This is a genomic window from Enterobacter cloacae complex sp. 309I3 (assembly GCF_050031595.1).
Taxonomy (GTDB): domain Bacteria; phylum Pseudomonadota; class Gammaproteobacteria; order Enterobacterales; family Enterobacteriaceae; genus Enterobacter; species Enterobacter cloacae.
This window is the reverse complement of the sequence record NZ_JBLGWI010000001.1, coordinates 937502-959834: the sequence shown is the minus strand read 5'-3', so window position 1 is coordinate 959834 and position 22333 is coordinate 937502. Positions and strand designations below refer to the sequence as shown.

Sequence of the window (22333 nt, the reverse complement as noted above, 5' to 3'; positions counted from 1 at the left end):
CGGCCATTACATCCCTAACACTTTTCTGCAGTGCAGGACACGCCCGGCAGAAAAACCGGAAAAATCATTTAGCATCTGTCCCAGATAGGGTTTGTTGCTCATCTCCAGGAACAGCGGCTGGTCTGGATGATGGATGAATCTGGCCATGGAATCGGCCCATTTCACCGTCTGCGTCAGATGCAGGGAGAGGTTCTCTTTGATATTGTCGGGCACCGTTTCGACTCTGGCGGTCACATTCATCAGCACGTCATAGGCTGGCGAGGTGAAGGGCTGTCCCGCCAGGAAGTCACGCATCAATTGCACGCCCTCAGCCATTAAACGGGTATGCCAGGCCCCGCTGACGCCGAGCTTGATCGGCTCATAGCCTTCATCGGCCAGCACTTTGGCAAAATCACTCAGCGCAGACGGGGTCCCGCCAATCACCTGCTGACGCGGGGTATTGTCGCAGCTGATATCCAGCGCGATCCCGGAACGGGTGATGATGTCACTCAGCGTGGCAAAATCGGCCCCCTTCAGCGCCAGCATCGCGCCTTTCTGCTTTTTACTCACCGCATCCATGGTGCTGGCGCGAAAATGCAGCGTACGGAACAGGGTCTCCAGCGAGATCGCGCCTGCCGCGTACAGGGCACTGTATTCGCCAACGCTATGGCCGCAGGCACCCACGACGCGCAGCGCCGGGAAGCGCTCGCGGCAGAGGCTATAAAGCGATACGTTGATCGCCGTAACGGCCAGCTGTTGTACCGTGGTCTGGATCAGCCTGTTCATCGGCCCCTTAAGGCAGAGTCGGCGCAGATCGAGACCCGACACATCGCTGGCACAATCCCAGATCTGTTTCGTCGTTGCATTGAGATCCCACAGATCGCTGCCCATACCAATCACCGGGTTTCCCTGGCCGGAAAACAGCAGCACCACAGGCTGCGATGGATTATCAAGCGTCATAGTCATTTCCTTATAAGTAATACTTAAAGCCAACATAGCCACCGGCAACATCGCCGAAGAAAGCAAACTCAGAATTTGCGCTACCCAGTGCTGAATAGACGCCGGTATACGCTTCCAGCTGGTCATCAATAAAGGTCAGCGGTGCGCTGATGTGGAGCCCCGACAGGGTGCTTTTATCCATCAGATTGACGATAAAATAAGGCTGCACGGCGATCTGATGCGTGAGCTGCACGCTGGACCAGGCGTTGAGATAGTGTTTCCCCTGCAACATGCCTTTGTTGCCCGTATTGCTGATTTCAGACGCCATCAGGTACTTATAGGAATCAAACGCCCTGTCGAGCGGCGCATAGCCTGTCGGCGTATTCAAAAAGGTCATCAGCTCGCGCTGTTTGCGCCATTCCGTGCGGGAGTAGCCTTCGCTCTGGTAATAATATTCCAGGCCGAAAACGTTAAAGGTATCAGTGGTATATTGCCCGCCCACCGCCAGCTCTACGCCATTTTTGTCCTCGGTCTCATACAGCGATGAAGGAAATGCATAGTTCTGGACTTCTGCACTTTTCTCCTCAGAGAGATGACGCCAGCGCTGCTCCCGGTGCCAGACCATCTCGGCATTCAGGGTCAGCTGTGGGGTGTAGTGATAGCTGTCAGAAACGGCAACCGACTGCGAGTCTCCCAGCAGAATGCGCATCCCCGGCGTATGTTGACGGAAGGCATGTGAGGTATAGCTCAGAAGCCAGGCCTCGCTGCTGTTGCCACGCTGGTTCGCGGACCAGTTGCTGGAGGTCAGATAGTATTTATCGATCGTCGCCAGCTTCGGAATCACGGTCAGCGAGAGCGACTCATCCCGGTTGTCCATTGACAGCGTCGCGGCCCAGGACGAGGACTGATACGCAGTGCGAAGCGCGGGATCGTAAAGCCGCGTCGGTTTGAACCCGGCGTAGTAATGCGGAGTCAGATCGGAAGGTGAGCGCAGGAAAAAGAGACCCTGCTTCGCCTGAAGTTTTCCCACTTCAAGCTGCACGCTGTCTGAAACGGCGTAAACCAGTCTCAGACGCTCAATCAGCAGCTGAGAGCGGCTGTCGTCCTCTTCAAATGCTCCCACCTTGCGCGGTGAGTACCAGGTGAGCCCGTAGAGAGACAAATCCAGATCCAGCGCATTATCAACGATCGCGCACTTGCTGGTGAGATTCACGCCCGCGTCATTGTAGATATTGTGTCTGGTATACGGATTTCGGCCGTTAATTCGCCAGTCTGAAATTTGTTTTTTGACCAGCGACACCTGCTCATACAGCGTGACAGTGCTGTTTTTTGCAAAGTCGGAACCGGACAGGCAGTCCGCCAGTGCGCTCACGGGCAGAGCGGAGAGTGCCAGAGTTAACCCCAGTAATGTGCGTTTCAATTGGCACCTCGCTGAATAGACTCGCGAGTAAAGTGGGATTCAGGCAAGGACTCCAGGCGAACATCGCTGTACTCCATCACGGAGTAGCTGTTACCGTGACGGGCCTCCTTCACAATAATTTTCATCGGACGCATCTTCCCTAATACCATCTGAAAATCCTGGTAAAGCACTTCTTTCATCAATTTATTATCCAGAGAGTAATACGACGCTTTAAAAGGACGGTTCTCCCCCTCTTTTTCGACGTAATAGATGACTTTTGGCCACGTGACGTCATCCGTTTTGCGCACCAACTCCAGCTTATAGCACTGCGTATCGCCGCATGCTTCCTCGCCCAGCAGCGTGGCGTGGTAGGCATACTCAAAATTGGTGACAATGACGTCGCCATTGGAAATTTGTCCAATCAGGCGCTGCTGGCGCGAAACGGGAACCGGTCGACGCAGTTCTGGCGTGTAGAACCAAAGATCGTACCAGTCAGAGAGCAGCACTTTGCCTTTGTCCCGCGGGGGATAAATAAAACGCGCCAGCGAACGGGCATCGGCTTTCATTCCCCCTTCGGGTTTCATAAAGCGCATGGAAATATCCAGCACCTGCTTATTGTCAGGCTGAGATGCGCCCGACTTATATTCATGAATGGTCAGGGTGTAGCGAAAAGGTTTATTCGGGGAACGAACCTCATCGGCACGACGAATAATCTCTGATGCTTTGTTATCCACCGGCGCTGATAATACCGCCGAGGAAAACAGGCACAGACAAAAGAGCAGTTTTGTGATGACAACGCGTTTCATATCGCTTCCTTACGAAAATTTAAAAGCATCTGAAATATTCAGCCGTGAAGCACGTAATGCAGGCAGCACAGAGGCGCCGGTTGCGGCCAGGATCGGTAATACGAGGGTTATCCAGGTCAGTGCTACGCTGTCGGTTTTAATAAAGGCCGTATAGCCCAGCGATTGCCCCGGTGACGGCGGCATGGCAATACCGTAAAGATTGATGGCAGAGGCAATGGCATAACCTGTCGCCAGACTGCCAATGGCGCCGATAAGACCAATGAAAATCCCTTCCAGTAAAAACAGCCTGGTGACGTGCAGGGGTTTCAGGCCAATCGCCCTGAGGGTGGTTATTTCCCGGGTACGTTCGATAATATTCATGGTCATCGAATTGCCGATCATAAAGATCACGATCAATCCGACGATGAGCTTAATGAAGAAATAGATCCCGGATAATAAGCCTTCGACTTGCTGATAAAAGATCGAGGTCTCTTTCCAGTCTTTGACCAGCAGCGGTAAATGATGCTTCGCAATAAACTGGCGCAGTTTGGCGCTAAAGACGGCGGTATCGTCGTCCTTCAGCAGGATTAATACCTTACTGACGCTGTTGGTTCCCATGATGCGCTGTGCGGTATCAAGCGGAATTTTCATCGCCACATCATCGTAATCCTTAATACCGGACTCAAAGATGCCGCGAAGCTTCATCGATAACGCGCCCTGACCGCCCTCGGTATTCACCACCAGCACATCCAGCCAGTCGTCGTAGTGGGCATTGAGCGTTTTCGCCAGCCCACTGCCCAGCGTGATTTCGTCGGTACGCACCCGGGAGAGATCGCTGCCGGAAATTAATTTATCAAACGATCCCAGCTTTAACGCAGGCAGCGGCTCCACACCCAGGGCGGAAAAATAGCTGGACGTTTCGTTTTCATATTGCGAAATCACCCCGGTAAATTCCAGCTGACCGGACAGCGTCGAAATATGCGGTGCAAGATCCGGATCGTTGAGAATCGCCTTTTTCAGGGATGCATAATCGGCAATCAGGCTTTTATTTTTATTCGACGTCTGGAAATAATTTTCATTATAAATTTGCACGTGACCAATATTGGTTCGAATCGTTTGCTCTTTCAAAATCCAGAAAGAGTAATCGATAAACCCGCCATACAGAAAAATCGACACGCCACCGAGCATAATGGCGGCAATGGTTGAATAAGATCGTCTCTTGTGGCGAAAGAGGTTTAAAAAAGCAAACTTCACATCCCGCGAGCGGAATAATACGCACCAGAGGACAAAAATCAGAATCAGTACAACAACACTATTCGCTAACACCATAACCCCGGACATTTAGTTCCCTTTCACCAGCGGTAACAAGACCTCTGTCACTTCGTTGATATCCCACTCTGGCGCGTCGCCAGAAGCCAGTGGTAATGCAGAGTTGGCGTGACGCAGTTCTGTTTGCGCCAGCAGCGCGTCTGCCTCGGCGGTACGGTTACAGCTCAACAGCGCGCGATAACGCATTTCGTCAATGTGCTTCATCAACCCGGCATTGAATACGTCAGGGCTTTTCGCCATCTGTTCCGTATCTTTTAACGTCACCACACAGCGGCCAATATCGGCTGGCAGGTACGCGTCCACACGGGCACGCATGTAGCGCACCCGTTGATTGCCCTCGTAGAGGTCCACCGCTTCATCGAGATAGAAAAAGCCCGTTTTGCCATACTCAGACGCCCGAATGACGTCATTGGTATTGAGGGCATGCTCCGCCTGGCGCAGCATGCCGTAGGCATAAAAAACCAGCGACAGCGCGTTATCATTGGCCTTGTATTCGGTAAACAACGCACGGGTGATATCGGCTAGCTTATCGGCCTGCGTCGGGAAGCCATTTTTTATCACCTGCTCAGCCACGGGGGCCGCGGCGGCTTTAACGCTCCCGGCATAGGCCATGCAGATCAGCAGCCAGCAGAGAATGAAGAAATTACGATTGTGAATCATGAACTAATACTCCGTCCTTAATTTCAACCACACGCCGCGCGCGCTCTTTCAGCTGGCTTGAGTGCGTCGAAATAATGAAAGTGGTGCGTGTCTCCCGGTTGATTTTCAGCAGCAGATCGAGAATGGCCTCACCGGTGACCAGGTCGAGGTTTCCGGTTGGCTCATCGGCAATCACGACCTGAGGGTCATGCGCCAGTGCACGGGCAATAGCCACACGCTGCTGTTGTCCACCCGAAAGCTGGCCCGGCTTACGTTCGGTATATCCCGCCAGTCCTACGCTCTCGATAAAATGCAGCGCCCGCTCTTTCGCCTCTTTTTTGCCAATGTGCCCATTCAACACCAGCGGGTAAAAAACGTTATCAAATACGCTCAGCACGGGGATGAGGTTAAAAAACTGAAATATGAACCCCAGATGCTTGCCACGAATTTCTGATAATTGTTCTTCCGGTAAATTGTTGAGTAATTTTCGCAAAAACATCACCGAACCAAATCCCGGTTTATCAATACCCGACAGGATATTTAACAGCGTACTTTTACCGCTGCCGGAGGGGCCGCACAGTGCCAGAAATTCGCCTTTCTCTATTTCAAGATTGATATTTTTCAGGGCATCGACTTTGCCTTCGCCCGAGCCATAACTCTTATAGATATTGTTCAGCGATATCATTGGGAGTTCTTTAATCATTCCGCTCATGGGGGTGTCGTTATTCCTTGCAATAGTCAATGTCGAAATAGCTGTAACCGAACTGTTTATCGGGAACGACAGTTCTTAATTTTCCCGCAAAATGAGGAGCCTGCCGGAGATACGCAAAGCTTAATGCTGGCGTCAGACAGCCACTGGCACCAAAGGTATCGACCAGATCTAACGTCTTTTGCGGCGCAACGGTTGAGCGAGACAGCATCTCTTTACGCAGACCGGCAAACGCCACGCGATCCGCTGCCTGCATGTCCTCAAGGGTATCGGCCATCACGTATTGACCGCCGTTCACCCGGATTGCACTTTCATGCTGACTAAAGATGAAACAGCCCGCGCGCTCAACGGTTAAATTGACATCCTGGGCTTTCCCCCTGCGCTTCTCTCCCCACTTCAGCGCGATATCTTCGTCCGAAAACACCAGCACCGGGATCGCACGGTAGGCGGCGCAGATCACCACGTAATCAAACACATCCCAGCTCAGATAATCCTTTGCCAGACTCATGGCCTGGATGAAGGATTGCCTTTCACCCCGGATTTTGCACGTCGGTGAATTCACAGAGAATTTCTTCACCAGGTTTTTTGGCAGCGTATCAATCATTGAGATGTGTAATGCGCTGGAGATATTTTCAAACGGCCCGGATTCCCCCCAGGAGTCGACATAAATAAATGCCGTACGCTGCTTTAGCAGCTTCATTCGCTCTTTCGCCGGCAGCGCCATGAGCGCGTCATCCGCCGCTTGCTCCATCGCATCCAGGTATTTTTGATACTGAGGATTGCGGATCATCTCACCGGCATATAACTCCGGCTGCGTACCAAAACGTTTCAGACCCCAGCCGTTTGCATGGGTTGATTTGAGCGCTTTATTAAATAAATGCGACTCCCACGCGTTTAGCCAGCTGGGCTGATAGAAATAAAATTTATCTTCCGGCTCAATGAGCGAAAATGAGGATAAATACATGTTACTCTCCATGATCGTTCAACAGCCTGGATGATCCGTAGACATGACGGCGCCAATAATGGATCCATCCACGCCAACCCCAACTTTAAGCAGGTGGTTTTTGTGATGACCAATAACGCCACGGTCAATCAAAACATGCTGAGCAACGGCATCAATAATGGTGTCATTACCAACGGGGGAAATAAGCTCCTGCTGGGTGAGCGAATGATGACCAATAATTAAATCGACAATCCCAGAGCCGGTTGCGGTATAGCCAATCTGGCCTTTATAAGCCAGAACCGGAACCGGATGTCCTTCCGTCAACATCGCTATTGCTTTGGCTTCCGCTTTATCGCTGACGGATGAACCGTTACCGTGAGGGATAATCGCGCACAGTGCCTCAACGTCCAGTTCGGCTTTCTTCATTGTGGCCTGCATCACTTTTAAAATATTGGTGCTGAGCCATGAGCTGTCGTTGCTTCTGCCTGCGCTGATTTGGGTATAGGTTGTTTGCAACCGCACGCCGCCCTTCGCCTTTCTGGCGCGACGGTGGCGGGAATTTTCCAGCAGAATGGCGCTATAGCCTTCAGCGAAAAGCACCCCATGGCTGTTTTCACCAAAGGGCTGAACAAGATGACTATCCAGCATGGATTGCGTATCCAGAAACCAGATATCCTGCGTTTTAATTTTTGAGCAGTTCACCACCAGGACAATATCTACGCCGCCATGCTCGATGGCCTGGCAACCTAAATGCACGGCTGTCATGGATGAATTACTGGTGCAATTCATATTTGGGGGTAAATACTGCAGGTTATATTTACGCGCAAGGTGACCGGCAATACGATCCTGCGACATATTATCCACATGCAGCTGCATTAATGATTTTGAAAGATAAATATCTTCCACATCATTTTTGTTATAGAAACTCTTAAAGGCCATGCCATCGACCCGCGGGCCAATACCGGTTAAATAAACCCGGGCATTGCACCCGGCCAGCCATTGAACATCCAGGTCGGCCTGGTCGAGTGCATCGTCAATCAGACGATAAAGCAGATCTAATGCGCTATCATCCGTATGATCCAGCGTGGCAATATGTTTATTGCCATCGAACCCACATTTAATTGCCTCGTCGTCGGATTTAAACCAGGGCTTTCTTTCAACGCGTTTGCCCAGCTTCAGATTTTGAATAAGCTGAAGACTGTCTTCGGCAAACGGCAGACAAGAACTGAACCCCGAAATGATAGCGGCATTATCCACAATATTATCCTTTAATCACAAACGCGTAGTAGTTACCGCCTTCCGTCGCACCCACCAGCAATACGTGCTTCAGGGCAAGTTTTAACGGTTCACGAACGAAGTTAATTCGCTTATCGAAAAACTCGACGGTATGAGGAATAGCGGGAACCGCCTGCGTCTTAAAACAGTCAATAATGACGGCCAGGTTAAGCAGTCCGGCAGCAGACGCGACAAAGCCAAAGCAGGCGTTGTAGTTCACGACCGGTACGTCCGGTTTTGCCTGGGCGAAGGTGGCGTAAATCGCATCGATTTCAATGCGTGAGCTTTCATCGCTACCGTTGCTGGTACCACAGACCAGGTCGATCTCCTGCGCCGTTACACCGGCATCCGCCAGCGCACGGGCGATAGCCAGCGCCATGGAGGAGGATTTCTCGTCCCGCTGAGAGGCATCAAAATAGCTGTTGCTACAGGCTTTACCGTAACCGGCCACTTCCGCCAGCACTTCTGCACCACGTGCGGCTGCACGCTGCGGATCTTCTAGCAACAACATGCAGGCACCTTCGCCAGGAATGTAACCCTTCGGATCGTTACCGTAGATCTGATATTCCCTGGCGTCGGAGGTCATATGCAGCTTGCGGGTTACGGCGTCCATATAGAGTGACATGGACGGGAAATACTCGTCCGCGCCGCCCACCAGCACCTGCGGCTGCAGATCCTGACGCACGATTTCGTAGCCGTAGGTTAATGCGCCTAACGCCGCATTCTCGCCGGTCGCCAGCGTAGTGGTGTAGCCCTTGATCCCTTCCGAAATACCGCAGAACGTCGGGATGGAGTTCATCAACGATCCCGGGAATTCAGAGGTTCTGACTTTACGTGGGTCTGGCTTAAGGCTCTGCAGATATTTGTAGGTCGTCTCCTGCGGGCCACTGGACATTCCCATGACCATGCCAAGCTCATCGCCATCACGCTTGATTTTACGCTTCGCCTGCTCCAGCGCTTCGGACAGGGCAATTAATGCGAACGTACCGCCACGCGTAGCCTTGCGAGGGTCAAAGCGGCGCAGATGTTTACGCGGTTCCAGCCCGGAAACCTGGAAGGTTTTAAAGTGTTCATTCGCTTCCGGCAGCGTTTCGGCCAGCGCGTTGAAATCGTCACCAAACAGCGCTTCGAACTGACGGGTGGTTTCCAGCACATCCAGTAACTCTTTTGCCTCTTCCAGCGTGTCTTCCGGGAAGGTGACGCCGCCCAGCTCAACGGTATGGTTCTGTTTCCATACGTTGTCGAGGATCTCGTGAACGGTGTGACCAATCGCGGAAACAGCACCCAGGCCGGTGATCGCCACGCGCTTTTCGTCGTAGGTACTGACCGGGATCGAACAAGGCTCCATGCTGATAATCATGCTGCAGTTGTTACCGCCGAAGGCATAATTGTTCTTCATGAAGAGGTTGATTTTCTGGTCACGGAAGTCGTTTGGCACGTAATCCAGATCGCAGTTTGGACGCGCGTTGGTGAAGTTCAGCGTCGGCAGCACGCGGTTATCCGGCAGCGTGACCAGGCAGGCGATCAGTTCGACGATCCCCGCCGCGCCGATGTTATGACCAAAATAAGACTTGGTAGAGCTCACCAACAGTTTCTCATTGTTGGCAAACACCTTTTTCATCGCCAGCGTTTCGATACGGTCGTTGGCTTCTGTTCCGGTACCGTGGGCGTTGACGTATTCGATCTGATCCGGGGTGACGCCGGCATTTTCCATCGCCTTATGCATCACCTGTACCGCGCCGCTGGCGCGTGGATCCGGTCCGGTTTCGTGGAACGCATCGCAGGAGGTGGCATAAGAGAGAATTTCACCGTAAATGGTGGCGCCACGTGCGACAGCATGTTCGTACTCTTCAAGCACGATCGCCCCGGCCCCTTCACCGATGGACATACCCGAATTGCCGGAGAACGGCGTGCAGGCGTCCGGATGCATCACGTTCAGGGCATAAAAGCCCGCGAAGGTGGGCAGGTAGATAGGTTCTGTCCCGACGGCCAGCATGGTTTTGCTTTTGCCGTTCTGGATGTAGTCAAACGCCATGCCGACCGCGTTAGGGCTGGCCGTACAGGCGGTCGCGACCAGTTCAACACCGCCCTGTAACCCGAGCAGCGTGGAGACGCTGGAACAGCAGGAGGAGAAACCGCCAGAGAACAGCGCTTTACGCAGGGAAAAGTCTTCCATGCGTTGCTCAAACAGCGGCAGAAATGCCTCGGTCCCGGCAGACGACACGCCAACAATTAAACCGGTTTCTTTGAGGTGCGCTTTGTTCTCAGCCAGCCCCGCCTGATTGAGCGCATCTTTACCCACTTTGTAGGCCCAGAGTGCGGCATTATCCAGGGAGGCGATAACGTCGTCCGGTAATTCCGAATAGTCAATGTCATGCAAGACTTCAGCGGCTCTGGCGTTTTCAAACCATTTTGAAAAACGCACGCTGTCCGTGACGCCATTTTTTTTATTCAGTAAGGCGTTTCTGAAATCCTGCAGGTTTTCAGCCAGCGAAGAGAGAATACCGATCCCGGTAATGACAACCCGTTTTCTGTTTGTCTTCATAAATATATGTACCGCCATGTACAGGCAATGAGCAGCGAAAAGGATCCGTGGTGTTATTCCCACGGATTCGCTTCTCGCTGTTTCGATTAATAATTACAGTGCGCTTTTCGCTTTAGAGGCATCCACAAAACTGTGTTCAGTTGGATTAACCAGCATGCTCAGGTTATAAATAAATGGCATACCTTTGGTTTTCGCGGCTACCGTTTCAGAACGCGTTTGAATAGCAAAGCCGCTAATATCAGACCATGCATATTCATTGTCGATCAGCGCCAGGGCAATAAAGCACTGCAGGGCTGGAGAATAGATAGCCTTAGCGACTTTCCCTACCACCTGACCCTCAACCAGTACGTTATCGCCGGATTCAATGCCTGAACATTCGCCCTCGACAACCATGCCGATCACCTTGCGTGCGCCTTCGCCGTGAGAGAGCTCTTCGGCCGCGTCTTTACCCACAAAGCCCTCTTTGTCGTACTGCACAGCCCATTGCAACTGCAGCTCTACCGGATTGAGGTTGTACTCAGCCCACAGCGCGTCATCCCAGCCTGGGTTTTCGATACGTACAATTTTCTGGTAGTCCAGCCCACCGGTCTGCAGCAGGTATTTGCCGCCGTGCTCCAGCAGTTGCTGCCACTGATCCAGCAGCTGTTCCTGCTGGCCAACAACCATATAGGCGAATTCACCGTGTTTACCGCAGCGGAATACCATCAGCTCGTCGTCGGTATTCATGTACTCGTAGTAAGGCAGACCAATCACGTCGAAACCGTGGATTTCAGACATCAGCTCCCAGGAGTACGGTCCTTCTACCATGATCGCGCCCCAGTTCTGCTCGCGCATGTCAGCAATTTCAGGGGTTTCCTGGATATCCAGTTCGTCGGCTTTTTCCAGAAGGGCGTTCAGGCCAGCGATAATTTCCGCCGCCGGAATATTCTCGGACATGATGTAATAGCCGTCGGATGAGCAGAGCACATACACATCACCGCGCACCGTACCGTCTTCATTCAATACCAGCGAGTAGATCCCTTGCTCGTCACGGATAATGGAGACATCGGCAGAGACATAATAATTCACCAGTGCCCAGGCATCATCACCCATCACGCTGACAATGGACATGTGGGAATAGTCCACCAGCAGGGCATTTTCACGTACGGCTTTATATTCCACCATCGGATCGTGATAGGCAGAAGGAACGTTGGCATTGTTGTAAATGCCCATTTTCGCATTGTTTTTTAAATGAAAATCATAAAGAGACTTCATAACGTGATCCTGTTATTCGCAATGATAAATTAAGCTTTTTTCTTCTGGATGATAAACGTCGCCAGATTGTTGATACTTCTCATATAAGAAGGATCATCGCTTTCGCTCACTTTGATATCGAAAACTTTATCCAGCATGACCACGATTTCCGTTGCATCAACGGAGTCCAGTTTTAAACCATTACCAAACAGGGCGGTATCATCATCAATTTGAGACTCATCGCGCTGAATATTTAAACGCTGAATAATCTCAGTTTTAATTGTCATCAGCACGTCCTTGCGCTGGTCAATTTCGTTTTTCATTGTAGACATGGTTTTAACTCTCTCAGGGGTTTACTTTGTTTCGCGGAAATTAATAATGGTGCCATGGCTAATTAACCGCTTACCGACGTTAGCCGTCACGGAATAATGCTTAAAGCCATGGGCATCAGAAAATGCCAGCTTGCTGGTCACTTCAATCGAATCACCTGGGTAGGCAATATCTTTAAATTTCAAATTCTGGGCCGCCAGAACACCGCGAACCTGCGCGCGGCGCGTGCGAATGATCTCCCGCATCTCGTCACGCTGAATGAGCGCATGAATATCGCGTAACGATTTCAGTTCCGTGCCGTATGTCTGGTTGTAGATATCGCAAATATCGGTGAGGAACGAGAGGTACTCGCTGGCCTGACCAAAAATCTCAGAAATAATAACCCCAGGCATGATCGGATCGTCCGGGAAATGTCCGAGCAAATAGGGCTCGTTGTAGGTGATGTGCTTCGTCACCTTCACAAAGCCATTTTCGCCATATTTGAAGTCATCAATTCTGTCGACCATCAGCAGCGGCTGACGCCAGCCGCCCATTTCCAGAAAGATCTTCGAGGGGATAACGTATTTAGACATAAATCACCGCATCACCAGGCCGCCATCGATAACGATGGTTTGACCCACAATGTAGCTGGAGGCAGTGGAGCCCAGATAAACGACGGTATTGGCAACCTCGTCGCATTTACCCAGACGACGCAATGGAATAGATGCCGTTACGCCACGCACCACCGTGCGGGATACTTTTTTCACCATTTTGGATTCAATCATCCCCGGCGCGATGGCATTTACGCGCACGCCATACGGCGCCAGTTCCGCCGCCAGCGTGCGGGTGAATCCCAGGATTGCGCCCTTCGACGCGCTGTAGTTCGCCTGCCCGACGCTTGGGATAATGGCCGCAATGGAGGCCACATTGATGATGGCCGGGTTTTCTGCGGAGCGCAGCAGCATTAAGGCTTCTTTCGTCAGACGGAAAATGCTGAACAGGTTGGTGTCTACCACCTGGCTGAAGTCATCAAAGCTCATCGAGGCAAACAGGCTGTCTTTTACAATCCCGGCGTTGTTAACCAGCACATCAAGCTTGCCCGCTTCCTCGGTCAGGCGTGAACAGAGTGCAGTGACACTCTGCGCATCGGCGAGATCGCACTGAATGACAGTGAGCTTGCTTCCTGCCGGATGCGTTTCTTTCAGTTCCGTTAATTGCGTGGCATTGGATTTATACAGCGCATAAACATCGCAATTCTGGTCAAGAAATTTAGCGCATATCGCCAGGCCAATATCACCACTGGCGCCGGTGACCAGAACCGTCTTTTCCTTAAGATCATTGTATTGATACATAATATTCACAATTAGTTAGGTTAATAAAGTATGACAACGGCTGTCGCATAGTGCTGACAATGCGAAATACTGAGCGAGGCATTCGCCATCTGCTTTTCAATAAGCAGCTCTTTGACTCGCCCAGAGAAAATCAGATGGGGACAACCCAGTTCGTCATGGTTTATTTCAATATCCTTAAAGGTGATGCCGTCGCGATATCCACAGCCAAGCGCCTTAACGACCGCCTCTTTTGCCGCCCAGAAACCTGATGCGCGCTCATAGTTAGGATCTTCCCGGTTAATTTTTATATTTTCTTGCGGGGTAAAGACGCGCTGTAAAAAATCGCTTTGCCAGTTTGTTATCGCTCGCTGTATGCGCGAAACTTCCACAATGTCCGTGCCGATACGCATTTATCGTGCTTCCCTTTCAAAGCTGATAAGAAAGATTCAGATTAAAATTAAATTTATTCACGTCCATGCTGCCAGGATATTTAACCGGCATGGAGACTGATGAATCGTACGCCAGGCTTTTCACATTCCCCTGAATACCCAGGGTGCTGCCGACGATAATCTCTTCGCCATAGACACTGTCCCGTCTTATATGACCGGCATCTACGCCAACGTAATAGTTTGCGTTCATTCCTCGCACCGGGCGATAAAATGTATTTTGCAGGTAGTACCCGCTGTTCCCGGTCAGGCCAACGCTGTTTTCAAACCCGCGTACGCTCCAGCGATCGCCCATCGTCATTTGATCCTGCAGCGTCAGCTCACGCGGTGCGTATTGCGCCAAAAAAAAAGCGCTATAGGCGGTTTGAGAAAATTGTCGGGTATAGCGACTTTCCACATTCACCAGCTGACTGACGGGACTGACATTGCCATACACCATATCCGGCGTTTTTTCGGCGCCGAACCAGGTGACAAAACGCTGCCAGGATACCGTTGAATCCCAGTGTGCATTTGCCAGCTGCTGCGTGTAATTCACGCCAAACCTGACGTTATCCATGTCACGCTTCTGTAAGACAAGTTCCTCGCCATTAAGGGTATAACCGGCTTTTCGACGGATCAGCTCGGCATTCCCCGTCACCTTCCGGCTTTTATCCCGGTAGACCGTGCGCGTCGCCTTCACGCTGCCGTACTCACTCTTACCGGCGTAATCCACCGTGGTGTAATAGAGCGGTATCGCCTGACGTGACTTACTGCTGCTATAAAACAACGAATAGTTCCAGTAGCCTACCGGCAGGGCATAGTAACCACTTACACTCTGATACTGACCCGTCGTGCTCTTCGTTCCGGCGAGATAAAACAGATCGCTAAACCGGGCGATGTTATAGAGATAGCCCACCACAGAGGTCAGGTGTTCTCCTGTCGCTTTATCGCCCCAGTTGTTATAGCTCGCCCGCACGCTCCACTGTTTTTCCCGGTTGGTGCTGATGCGAATGGTGCTATACCCGTGCTTCGTACCCGGCTCGATATTGATCTTCACATCCACGCCGGGTTCTTGCTGCAGGTTTTCCAGACCCTGCTCGATATCGCGAATATTAAGGATGTCCTCTTTCGCAAACGGCAGCATCCATGGATTAATATCATTATGCTCGACAATAATTTTTTCTATTTTCCCCGCATTGACGTCAAGCTTCAGCGTGCCAGACGAAATATTCTGTGAAGGGATCGTAATGCGGGTCGTGATGTAACCGGCATCGATATAAAAATCCTGTAACGCGGCGGCGATTTTCACCACACCGATGCTGCCCACGCAGCGTCCGACGATCTCTTTTTTTATCGCCTTTTCGGTTTTACGTTTCAAAAAATCATTATCAAGAACAAGTGCTTTAAGGGTAAAACAGTTTTTCTCCTCAGGTAATTTGTCCAGTCTAAATACTTTACGTTCGGTGCTGGAGAAAACATTCTGCCGATACACCTTGTGTTCTTTGAAAGTATTTAGATCTGCATTTTGCTGCTGTTTAATCAGGGCATTAATATCGTCAACTGCAAATGCTTGAGACGACATTACCAGCAATGACAGTAAAAATTTAAATCGCAGTTCCATTCACTTTCTCAGAAAAAAAGGCAGCAGGGTCTCGTGCTGACTTTGCGCTATCAGACAATAGCTGCTGCCTTTTGTTACACCTTTAGATTACATACCAACAATCGTGCCGGTATTGGTCACTTTATTGGTAATCAGTTCCATACCGTATAAGCCACCAAATACTGCATCCTGACCGCTGTTTGTCACGTTATTCGCAGTGACACCCGCAACGCCATAAGTCAGCATATTGAGGTAGTTATAGATATTCCCTGCTGTTTTCACAGACAGCGTATAATCGCTCACAATATTACCGCGGTTGTTAATGTCGGCACCGGCATTAATCACGATATTCTGTGCAAGGATATTGCCGTTGGCATTATTGGTAACATGACGCTGAGTATCAATTTTCGCGCTGGCCACACCCACGATGTCTTTAAAATTCTCAACACCGTTCAGGGCATTAATCGCCAGAGCGTTACCTGAAGAGATTGCATTGCGGTTAGTCAGTGCACCTTTCAGGATAGTGAAGTTCAGATCGCCTTTACCGCTGATCCAACCGTAGTTGGTGACGTTGTTATCAACCGTCAGACTGAGATTCTTATCTGACGCGATAACGCCGGTCGCCGTGTTGCTCTCCATGCTGCCATCGCTGTAGTTGTTCAGCGTACCCGCAGTGATATCCAGGTTGCCTGCACTGTAGGTGGTGGCATAGTTGTTATAGAACGTACCGGCCGCTTTGATGATGGCGTCAGCGCCGCTCACCAGCATAGCGCGGGTGTTGTCCAGCGTCCCTTTAGACAGCACGCTCAGCGCACCGTTATCAGCGATGATGCTACTGTTGTTGTTGTAGACGTTTTGACCGGAAACCGCGACACCTTCACGGCCAATCATGCCACCCACATCGCCCGTCACACCGAAGGTTTCGCCATGATTACGTACGAAGTTGTTACCGTCACGGTTTTCAACATTCCCTGCCGCGTTCACGGAGAGCTTTTTGTCCGCCACGATCATGGCGGTGTTGTTGTAAACCGCACCTTTGGACTCGACGGTGACATTCTTACCGGCAATCAGACCGTTGTTGTTATCAACGGTGTTGGCAGCCAGCTTGATATCACCCGTCTGAGAAAGGACGGAACCACGGTTGCTGTCGAAATACCCCATCAGCGCCAGATCGATATTGCCGTAAGCGGCAACCCGACCGTAGTCGTTGTTCAGACGGTTCGCTTTCAGCGCAATATCGCTACCGGACAGGAGCTGGCCGTAGTAGTTATCTACGGTGCCACCCGCATTGATAGTGATATCGCCAGTCTCAGAGCTGATTTCGCCGCGGCTGTTGCTCACATTCCCGGCCGCTGTCAGCGTGACATCACCCACCGCTTTGATTTTACGCGAGGCGTTATCAATGTTATTGGCACTTAAGGCAATGTCACCATAGCTGATCATATTCAGATCGTTATAGATATTGCCTTTAGCGCTCATCGCCAGGCTGCTGTCAGCCACGATATTGCCACGGTTGTTAATATCATAGACCGCAGAGATCGTGACCTTATCACCCACCATATTGCTGTTGGAGTTGTTGGTCACACCACGCTGGCTGTTCACCACCAGATGCTCGCCCGCGGCGATATCTTTCAGGTTTTCAACCCCGGTCTGTGCAGACACGGTCAGAGACTTCTCAGCGGAGAGCGTATTACGGTTAGTTAAAGAACCGTTCAGAATATTGAAAATGGCATCACCGAGGCTGCTGATCCAGCCATAGTTGGTGAAGCTGTTCTTCACATTCATGGTCAGTTTTTTATCTGCCGCGATAACGCCAGTCGCGTTGTTATCTTCCAGCGCACCGTTGCTGTAGTTGCTCACGCTGTTTGCATCAATCAGCAGGTCGCCCATGCTGTAGATGGTTGCGTAGTTGTTCGTCAGGGTGCTTCCCGCTTTGATGGAGGCATCCCCGCCGCTGACCAGCAACGAACGCGCGTTATCAATGCTGCCTCGTGCCTGCATTGTAAGCGGGCCATTTTCAGCAATGATGCGGCTTTCGCCGTTATAGATATAGTTCCCGGACAGCGAGACACCTTCTTTACCAACCATACCGCCGTTCTGCTGCGGCATGCCGAAGTAGGTACCAAATGTGGATCCGAAATCGATACCGTAACGGTTTTCGATGTTATCGCCTGCAGTGACGCTCAATACCTTACTGGCAACGATGAACGCGGTGTTGTTGTTCACCCCTGCGTTGGCATTAATGGTGACGTTTTGTCCCATAATGAAGCCACCGCGGTTGTTCAGGGCATTCGATGCCAGGGCAACATCCCCTTCTTCAGAGCTGAAGACGCCGATGTAGTTGGTGATGTTTCCACCCACTGCGGCACTCACACCGGTACGACCCGCAACACCGCCGTTGTCGTTACGCATAGAGGCCGCTTTGGCAATCACCTTGCTGTTTGAGTTCAGTTTGCCCGAGTAGTTATCAATCGCGCCGGCACTTTCAAGGGAGATATCGCCATTTGACGCCATCTGCCCGCCGTTGTTATTGATGCTGTTCGCGGCAATCTGCACGCCCTTCTCAGCGATAATGCCTAACGAGTCATTACTGGCGGTATCTGCGGTTTTGGTCGCGCCGTTGTTAATCGTACCTTTCGCGGCAATCTTGGTGAAACCACCCGCAGAACGGATCATGCCCCGGTTGTTATCGACGTTACCGCCGCTCACCACGTTCACATCGCCCAGGGAGTCGACTAAACCGCTGTTGTTGTTTACAGCAGCAGATTCAAGACCCACATACCCGCCCTTGATCTGGCCGTTGCTGTTATTCAGGGTACCGGTTTTTAACGCCACGATACCGGCTTCAATACCGACAGTATTTCCTTTACCGTAGTTGGTTAAGGTGTTGCCGTTGGTATCCGCAGCCAGCATGCCTGCCGCCGCCATTTTGCCGTTGGTGTTATCAATGGCGCCGCTATTAACATAGAGGTCTCCCATTGTCGAAATGTTGCCTGAACGGCTGTTATTGAGGCTGTTTTTATTGGTGTCCAGCGCGATGGTACCCACAGAGGTAATATCCCCGGTGACGTTGCTCAGTGCGCCGTTGGTTTTAATATTGATCTGACCAGAGGACTCAATGCGCGCAGTGTTGTTCAGCAACTGACCGTTAGCGTCAATATTTACGCCGTTGATGCCACCCGCAATAATGCCCTGGTTACGCACGCCGACACCGCTTTCGGTGCTGACGAGGTTAATCTTATTGGCATACATACCGCCCAGCGCAGCAACGTCAATGCTGTTGGCATTACGCGTTCCGGCTGCGGTTACAGAACCGGTCACCTGACCTGCAGCGTTAACGTAGTTATTACCGGCGACAACGTTCAGCTCGTTAGCTGTGACTTTATCGGTCACGACAACATTGCGAGACAAAATTTCCGTCGGGCTGGCGTTATTCAGTTTACCCAGCGTAATGGTGCCACCGTTAACAGAATAACCGGCTAACTGATCGTTCTGAATATCCGGCGTACCGGTTGTCAGGGTCAGTTTACTGGTGTTAATGGAGCCGCCACCGTTAACGGTAATACCGTTCGGGTTAGCAATAATTAAATCGGCTTTATCGCCGGCCACTTCCATCATGCCGTTAATCGCAGAGGCATTTTTAGACGTGACTTCGTTCAGGATGACTTTCGCCGTCCCGGACGTCAGGTTGCTGTTCCCCTGAATCTTACCCGCCAGAACGGTATTTGATTCAGTCATGCTGTTATTGAAGATAAGGCCATTCTTATCAACGTTTAAGTTGTCATAGACATTATGAGAAAGCCCCTTATCGTTGGCTTTATTAATGTTAATGACAGGCACATTCCCGGCAGTATAAACCACGCCGTTCTTGATGTTGATCTCTGCTGAGTGCGCAACAATTGGCAGAGCGAGTAGCACAGAAGCGGCAACAGGATGCCACTTCAACTCGAGTTGAAAGACTTTATTTTTATTACTATTCATTTAATCGACTCTTTATTTCGGAATTATTACATTTTTTCAAAATATAACATCACCACTCTAAATAACTACTTCACATCCGTTGATTACTGTTTATCCCCCCTTGTGGTTCCCTGATGGTTCATTAATTTAGATTTTAAGAGCATTCCTTGGTATTAATTCTGGCATTTTTATCTGGAATTAGCATTCAGACTGCATAACATAAAGGGAACTTTTAACCAGGAACAAGTCCACAGGCATTAGGAATATTACACATTCCCGGCCTGTCAAGACTTATTCCTTATAAGAAGAGAGATGAATTACTCCTGATATGAGTAATCGCCATAGCTATAGGTGGCCGAAGCGCGTTTTTCAACACCGTTGAATATGACCCCCTGGATGGCAATCCCGTTTTGATTGAATCGACGCAGCCCTGCTTCCACCTCCTGGACCGAGTTCTGTTCGAACCTGACGACCATCAGAGACGTTGAGGCGAATCGGCCAATAATCGCGGCATCCGTAACGCTCAGAATAGGCGGCGTATCGAGAATAATGACATCGTATTGCGCTGAACAGGCGTCAACGAGTGTCTGGAATTTCTCCGTCATAAACAGCTCGGCGGGGTTATTGACCATTCTTCCCCGGCCAATAAAATCGACGCCCTGGTACTCTGTCTCTTCTATCACCTGGGACACCGCCGCATTCGCTGAGAGATAATCGGCAAGCCCGGCATGGCCTTCCGCCTGGGAGAAGATGCTGTGCAAATATCCCCTTCTCAGATCGCAATCAACCAGCAGCACCCGTGAACCGGCCTGCGCCATCAGCACCGCCAGGTTTGAACTGACGAAGGATTTACCCACTCCCGGAGAGGTGCCTGAAATCATTAATATTTTATTTTCTGACTTCAGCATGGCGAAATGAAGGCTGGTCCGCAGCCCTCTTATCGCCTCGACCGCCAGCGAGGTTGGGGACGATTTCACTAACAGCTCATCAGACTGATAGGTGGTAATCGCCCGGCAGCGTCTGCTCTTTGTCAGTTCAGGTGCCAGCGGTACGACGGCGTGGACAGGGATGCCCCGTTTTTCCAGCTCCGCGGGTTGTTTGATCCCTTTAATTAACATGTTGCGTAGCAGAATCACACCGGAGGCGAACAGGAAGCCCAACAGCGCCGACAGGATGACAATCAACGTTTTTTTCGGTTTAATCGGCTTATGCTGCGTGACGGCATTGTCAATAATGCGAACATTGCCCAGCGTACTGGCCTTATTGATATTGAGTTCATGCTGCTTATTCAACAGCACCATATAGATATCATTTCCCATCTGCACATCACGGGTCATGCTCAAAATTTCTTGCTGAGTCCGCGGCATCGTACTGATACGCTGATTGAGCTTCTCTTTCTCTTCCTGCAGTACCGCACGTTTTTCTGACAGCGCTTTATAAGCCGGATGCGAACGTTTATAGAGCTTTGATATTTCAGCTTCTTTAAAGGTTAATTCATTCAGTTGGGTATCAATGGACACCACATTGTCTAAAATGAATTTCGCTTCAAGGGATAAATCCACCGACTCATTATTCTTTCTGAAATCATTGAGTTTCGTTTCTGCCGTCACCAGATTGTTTTTGATTTGCAGTAATTGTTCGTTCACAAAGGCCAGACTCTTGCTGGCCTCTTCTGACTTACGCTCAAAGTCCTGGGCAAGATAATTGTGGCTGATGGTTTCAAGGATTTTACTGATCATGACCGGATCGGTGCCGGTCATGCTCAGATGCAGCATCCCATTGCCACCGGATTTTCCATCCACGACGATATTGTTTTTGATCTCATCAATTACCGAATATTCATTGTGCTTACGTAAAATGAACACGGTGTCCTGGGTCAGTTCGGCACGTTCAATCATAAAATCAATGCCGTGCGCGTGAAGAGGAACCCCCACTTTACCGTGCAAAACGGCCTCGCCGACCTGCAGGGTGTACTCACCCGCAGCAGTTATCGTCAGGATCAACGCTTCGTTCAGGAACTCCTCGGGGACAGTTAAGGTTGAAACCTCAATGTTACCCGTGGGTTTACCAAGCAGGCGCAGGAGCAGGCCATTCGCAAACGGATAGCGTTTTTCAGTCACGGAGATATCCAGCCCCAGATCGCGCACGGTTTTACCGATCACCATCCGCGATTTAATTAACGAAATTTCAGATTCTGAAGCGACCCCGGAACCTTCAGGCAGCATCGTAGAGAGCTTATTCAACAGCCCCGTAGATGCATTTCTCTCAACCTGAATTAACGCATCACTTTTATAGACCGGCGCTAAGGTGTAAGCAATAACGATGCCGAAAGCGATAAACAGTAATGTCGTCGCCGCTATCCAGACCTTACTGTAATATAAGACTTTGAGGAGTTGAACGATGTCAATATCCTCCTGCCGCGGAACATTACCGGTTTGCGAATTGCTAATCTGTTTGTCAAACATGCTCTAATCAGCCCTGATTATTTAACCTGCTGGAAAACCTTGACCCATTCTTCGGCAGCGGAAAAAAGTTGTTGAAAAATAACACCTGAGATATCTCGACCCCGACGATAAGGATCAGGAATTTCCATTTGCTGGAGCCAATATCCGAATAAAAATGTCTTTCCCCGGGCTTCCATTGCCAGGCGGGTCACGGCTTCAATATGGTTTTGCTCCATGGCCAGAATCAAATCATATTCACGACACATCAGCGGTGTAAGTTGTTTGGCACAATGACCCTCTAACGAAAGGCCATTCTCACGTGCAGTGTTAACCATTACGGGATCTGCCGCTTCCCCCGTTAACGCAGCAATCCCGGCGGAATCTACGCTCATATTGGGCAAGCGTGAACGCAAAATGCGTTCCCCCACCGGGGAACGACAAATATTGCCTGTGCAGACGACAAGAATGGACTGATACCTGCCATTCATA

18 protein-coding genes are annotated in these 22333 nt (G+C 50.6%); all 18 read right to left on the bottom strand.

The features are described from left to right. Nucleotides 1-6 precede the first annotated feature (6 nt). The 18 genes from ACQG22_RS04430 to ACQG22_RS04345 all read right to left on the bottom strand — a co-directional run bounded on the left by ACQG22_RS04430 (nt 7) and on the right by ACQG22_RS04345 (nt 22332). Entirely contained in the window at nt 7-939 is a 933-nt protein-coding gene (locus ACQG22_RS04430; RefSeq protein WP_047352045.1) for an ACP S-malonyltransferase, read from the bottom strand. Nucleotides 940-949: 10 nt separating this feature from the next. Next, on the bottom strand, nt 950-2338 hold the full coding sequence (locus ACQG22_RS04425; RefSeq protein WP_369706921.1) for a hypothetical protein: 1389 nt from the start codon (nt 2336-2338) through the stop codon (nt 950-952). Continuing rightward, nucleotides 2335-3123 carry an outer membrane lipoprotein-sorting protein gene (locus tag ACQG22_RS04420; protein WP_013095709.1) on the bottom strand — a complete coding sequence of 263 codons (789 nt, stop codon included), beginning with the start codon at nt 3121-3123 and terminating at the stop codon, nt 2335-2337. Before ACQG22_RS04420 ends, ACQG22_RS04425 begins: the two co-directional genes overlap by 4 nt. Nucleotides 3124-3132: 9 nt before the next feature. Then, nucleotides 3133-4443 (bottom strand): ABC transporter permease, encoded by a 1311-nt coding sequence (locus ACQG22_RS04415; protein WP_369706920.1) that lies wholly within the window; start codon nt 4441-4443, stop codon nt 3133-3135. Next, on the bottom strand, nt 4444-5091 hold the full coding sequence (locus tag ACQG22_RS04410; RefSeq protein WP_013095707.1) for a hypothetical protein: 648 nt from the start codon (nt 5089-5091) through the stop codon (nt 4444-4446). It abuts the gene before it with no gap. Further along, the gene (locus ACQG22_RS04405) at nt 5075-5782 is read right to left on the bottom strand and encodes an ABC transporter ATP-binding protein (RefSeq protein WP_014830757.1); all 708 of its coding nucleotides are present in this window, start codon (nt 5780-5782) and stop codon (nt 5075-5077) included. Before ACQG22_RS04405 ends, ACQG22_RS04410 begins: the two co-directional genes overlap by 17 nt. 10 nt (nt 5783-5792) lie before the next feature. Next, nucleotides 5793-6743 carry an ATP-binding protein gene (locus ACQG22_RS04400; RefSeq protein WP_284156235.1) on the bottom strand — a complete coding sequence of 317 codons (951 nt, stop codon included), beginning with the start codon at nt 6741-6743 and terminating at the stop codon, nt 5793-5795. A gap of 18 nt (nt 6744-6761) precedes the next feature. After that, nucleotides 6762-7979 (bottom strand): beta-ketoacyl synthase, encoded by a 1218-nt coding sequence (locus ACQG22_RS04395; protein ID WP_369706919.1) that lies wholly within the window; start codon nt 7977-7979, stop codon nt 6762-6764. A gap of 4 nt (nt 7980-7983) precedes the next feature. Beyond that, nucleotides 7984-10542, bottom strand: coding sequence for a beta-ketoacyl-[acyl-carrier-protein] synthase family protein (locus ACQG22_RS04390; RefSeq protein WP_095453035.1), 2559 nt, complete (start codon nt 10540-10542; stop codon nt 7984-7986). 93 nt (nt 10543-10635) lie between these two features. Beyond that, complete coding sequence (locus ACQG22_RS04385; protein WP_155022901.1) at nt 10636-11796, bottom strand: aminomethyltransferase family protein; 1161 nt, start codon at nt 11794-11796, stop codon at nt 10636-10638. Between the two features lie 29 nt (nt 11797-11825). Next, nucleotides 11826-12107 (bottom strand): acyl carrier protein, encoded by a 282-nt coding sequence (locus ACQG22_RS04380; protein ID WP_013095701.1) that lies wholly within the window; start codon nt 12105-12107, stop codon nt 11826-11828. Nucleotides 12108-12128: 21 nt separating this feature from the next. Continuing rightward, nucleotides 12129-12677, bottom strand: a complete 549-nt coding sequence (locus ACQG22_RS04375) for a 3-hydroxyacyl-ACP dehydratase FabZ family protein (RefSeq protein WP_013095700.1) — start codon at nt 12675-12677, stop codon at nt 12129-12131. Nucleotides 12678-12680: 3 nt separating this feature from the next. Next, nucleotides 12681-13436, bottom strand: coding sequence for an SDR family oxidoreductase (locus ACQG22_RS04370; protein ID WP_045295521.1), 756 nt, complete (start codon nt 13434-13436; stop codon nt 12681-12683). Nucleotides 13437-13456: 20 nt separating this feature from the next. Beyond that, nucleotides 13457-13825, bottom strand: coding sequence for a holo-ACP synthase (gene acpS / locus ACQG22_RS04365; protein ID WP_014830751.1), 369 nt, complete (start codon nt 13823-13825; stop codon nt 13457-13459). Between the two features lie 16 nt (nt 13826-13841). Further along, nucleotides 13842-15422, bottom strand: a complete 1581-nt coding sequence (locus ACQG22_RS04360; RefSeq protein ID WP_284156270.1) for a ShlB/FhaC/HecB family hemolysin secretion/activation protein — start codon at nt 15420-15422, stop codon at nt 13842-13844. Between the two features lie 126 nt (nt 15423-15548). After that, nucleotides 15549-19421, bottom strand: coding sequence for a filamentous hemagglutinin N-terminal domain-containing protein (locus ACQG22_RS04355; protein WP_335279135.1), 3873 nt, complete (start codon nt 19419-19421; stop codon nt 15549-15551). Between the two features lie 296 nt (nt 19422-19717). Then, the gene (locus ACQG22_RS04350; RefSeq protein WP_369706918.1) at nt 19718-21865 is read right to left on the bottom strand and encodes a polysaccharide biosynthesis tyrosine autokinase; all 2148 of its coding nucleotides are present in this window, start codon (nt 21863-21865) and stop codon (nt 19718-19720) included. 17 nt (nt 21866-21882) lie between these two features. After that, entirely contained in the window at nt 21883-22332 is a 450-nt protein-coding gene (locus ACQG22_RS04345; protein WP_047352053.1) for a protein-tyrosine-phosphatase, read from the bottom strand. Nucleotide 22333 lies beyond the last annotated feature (1 nt).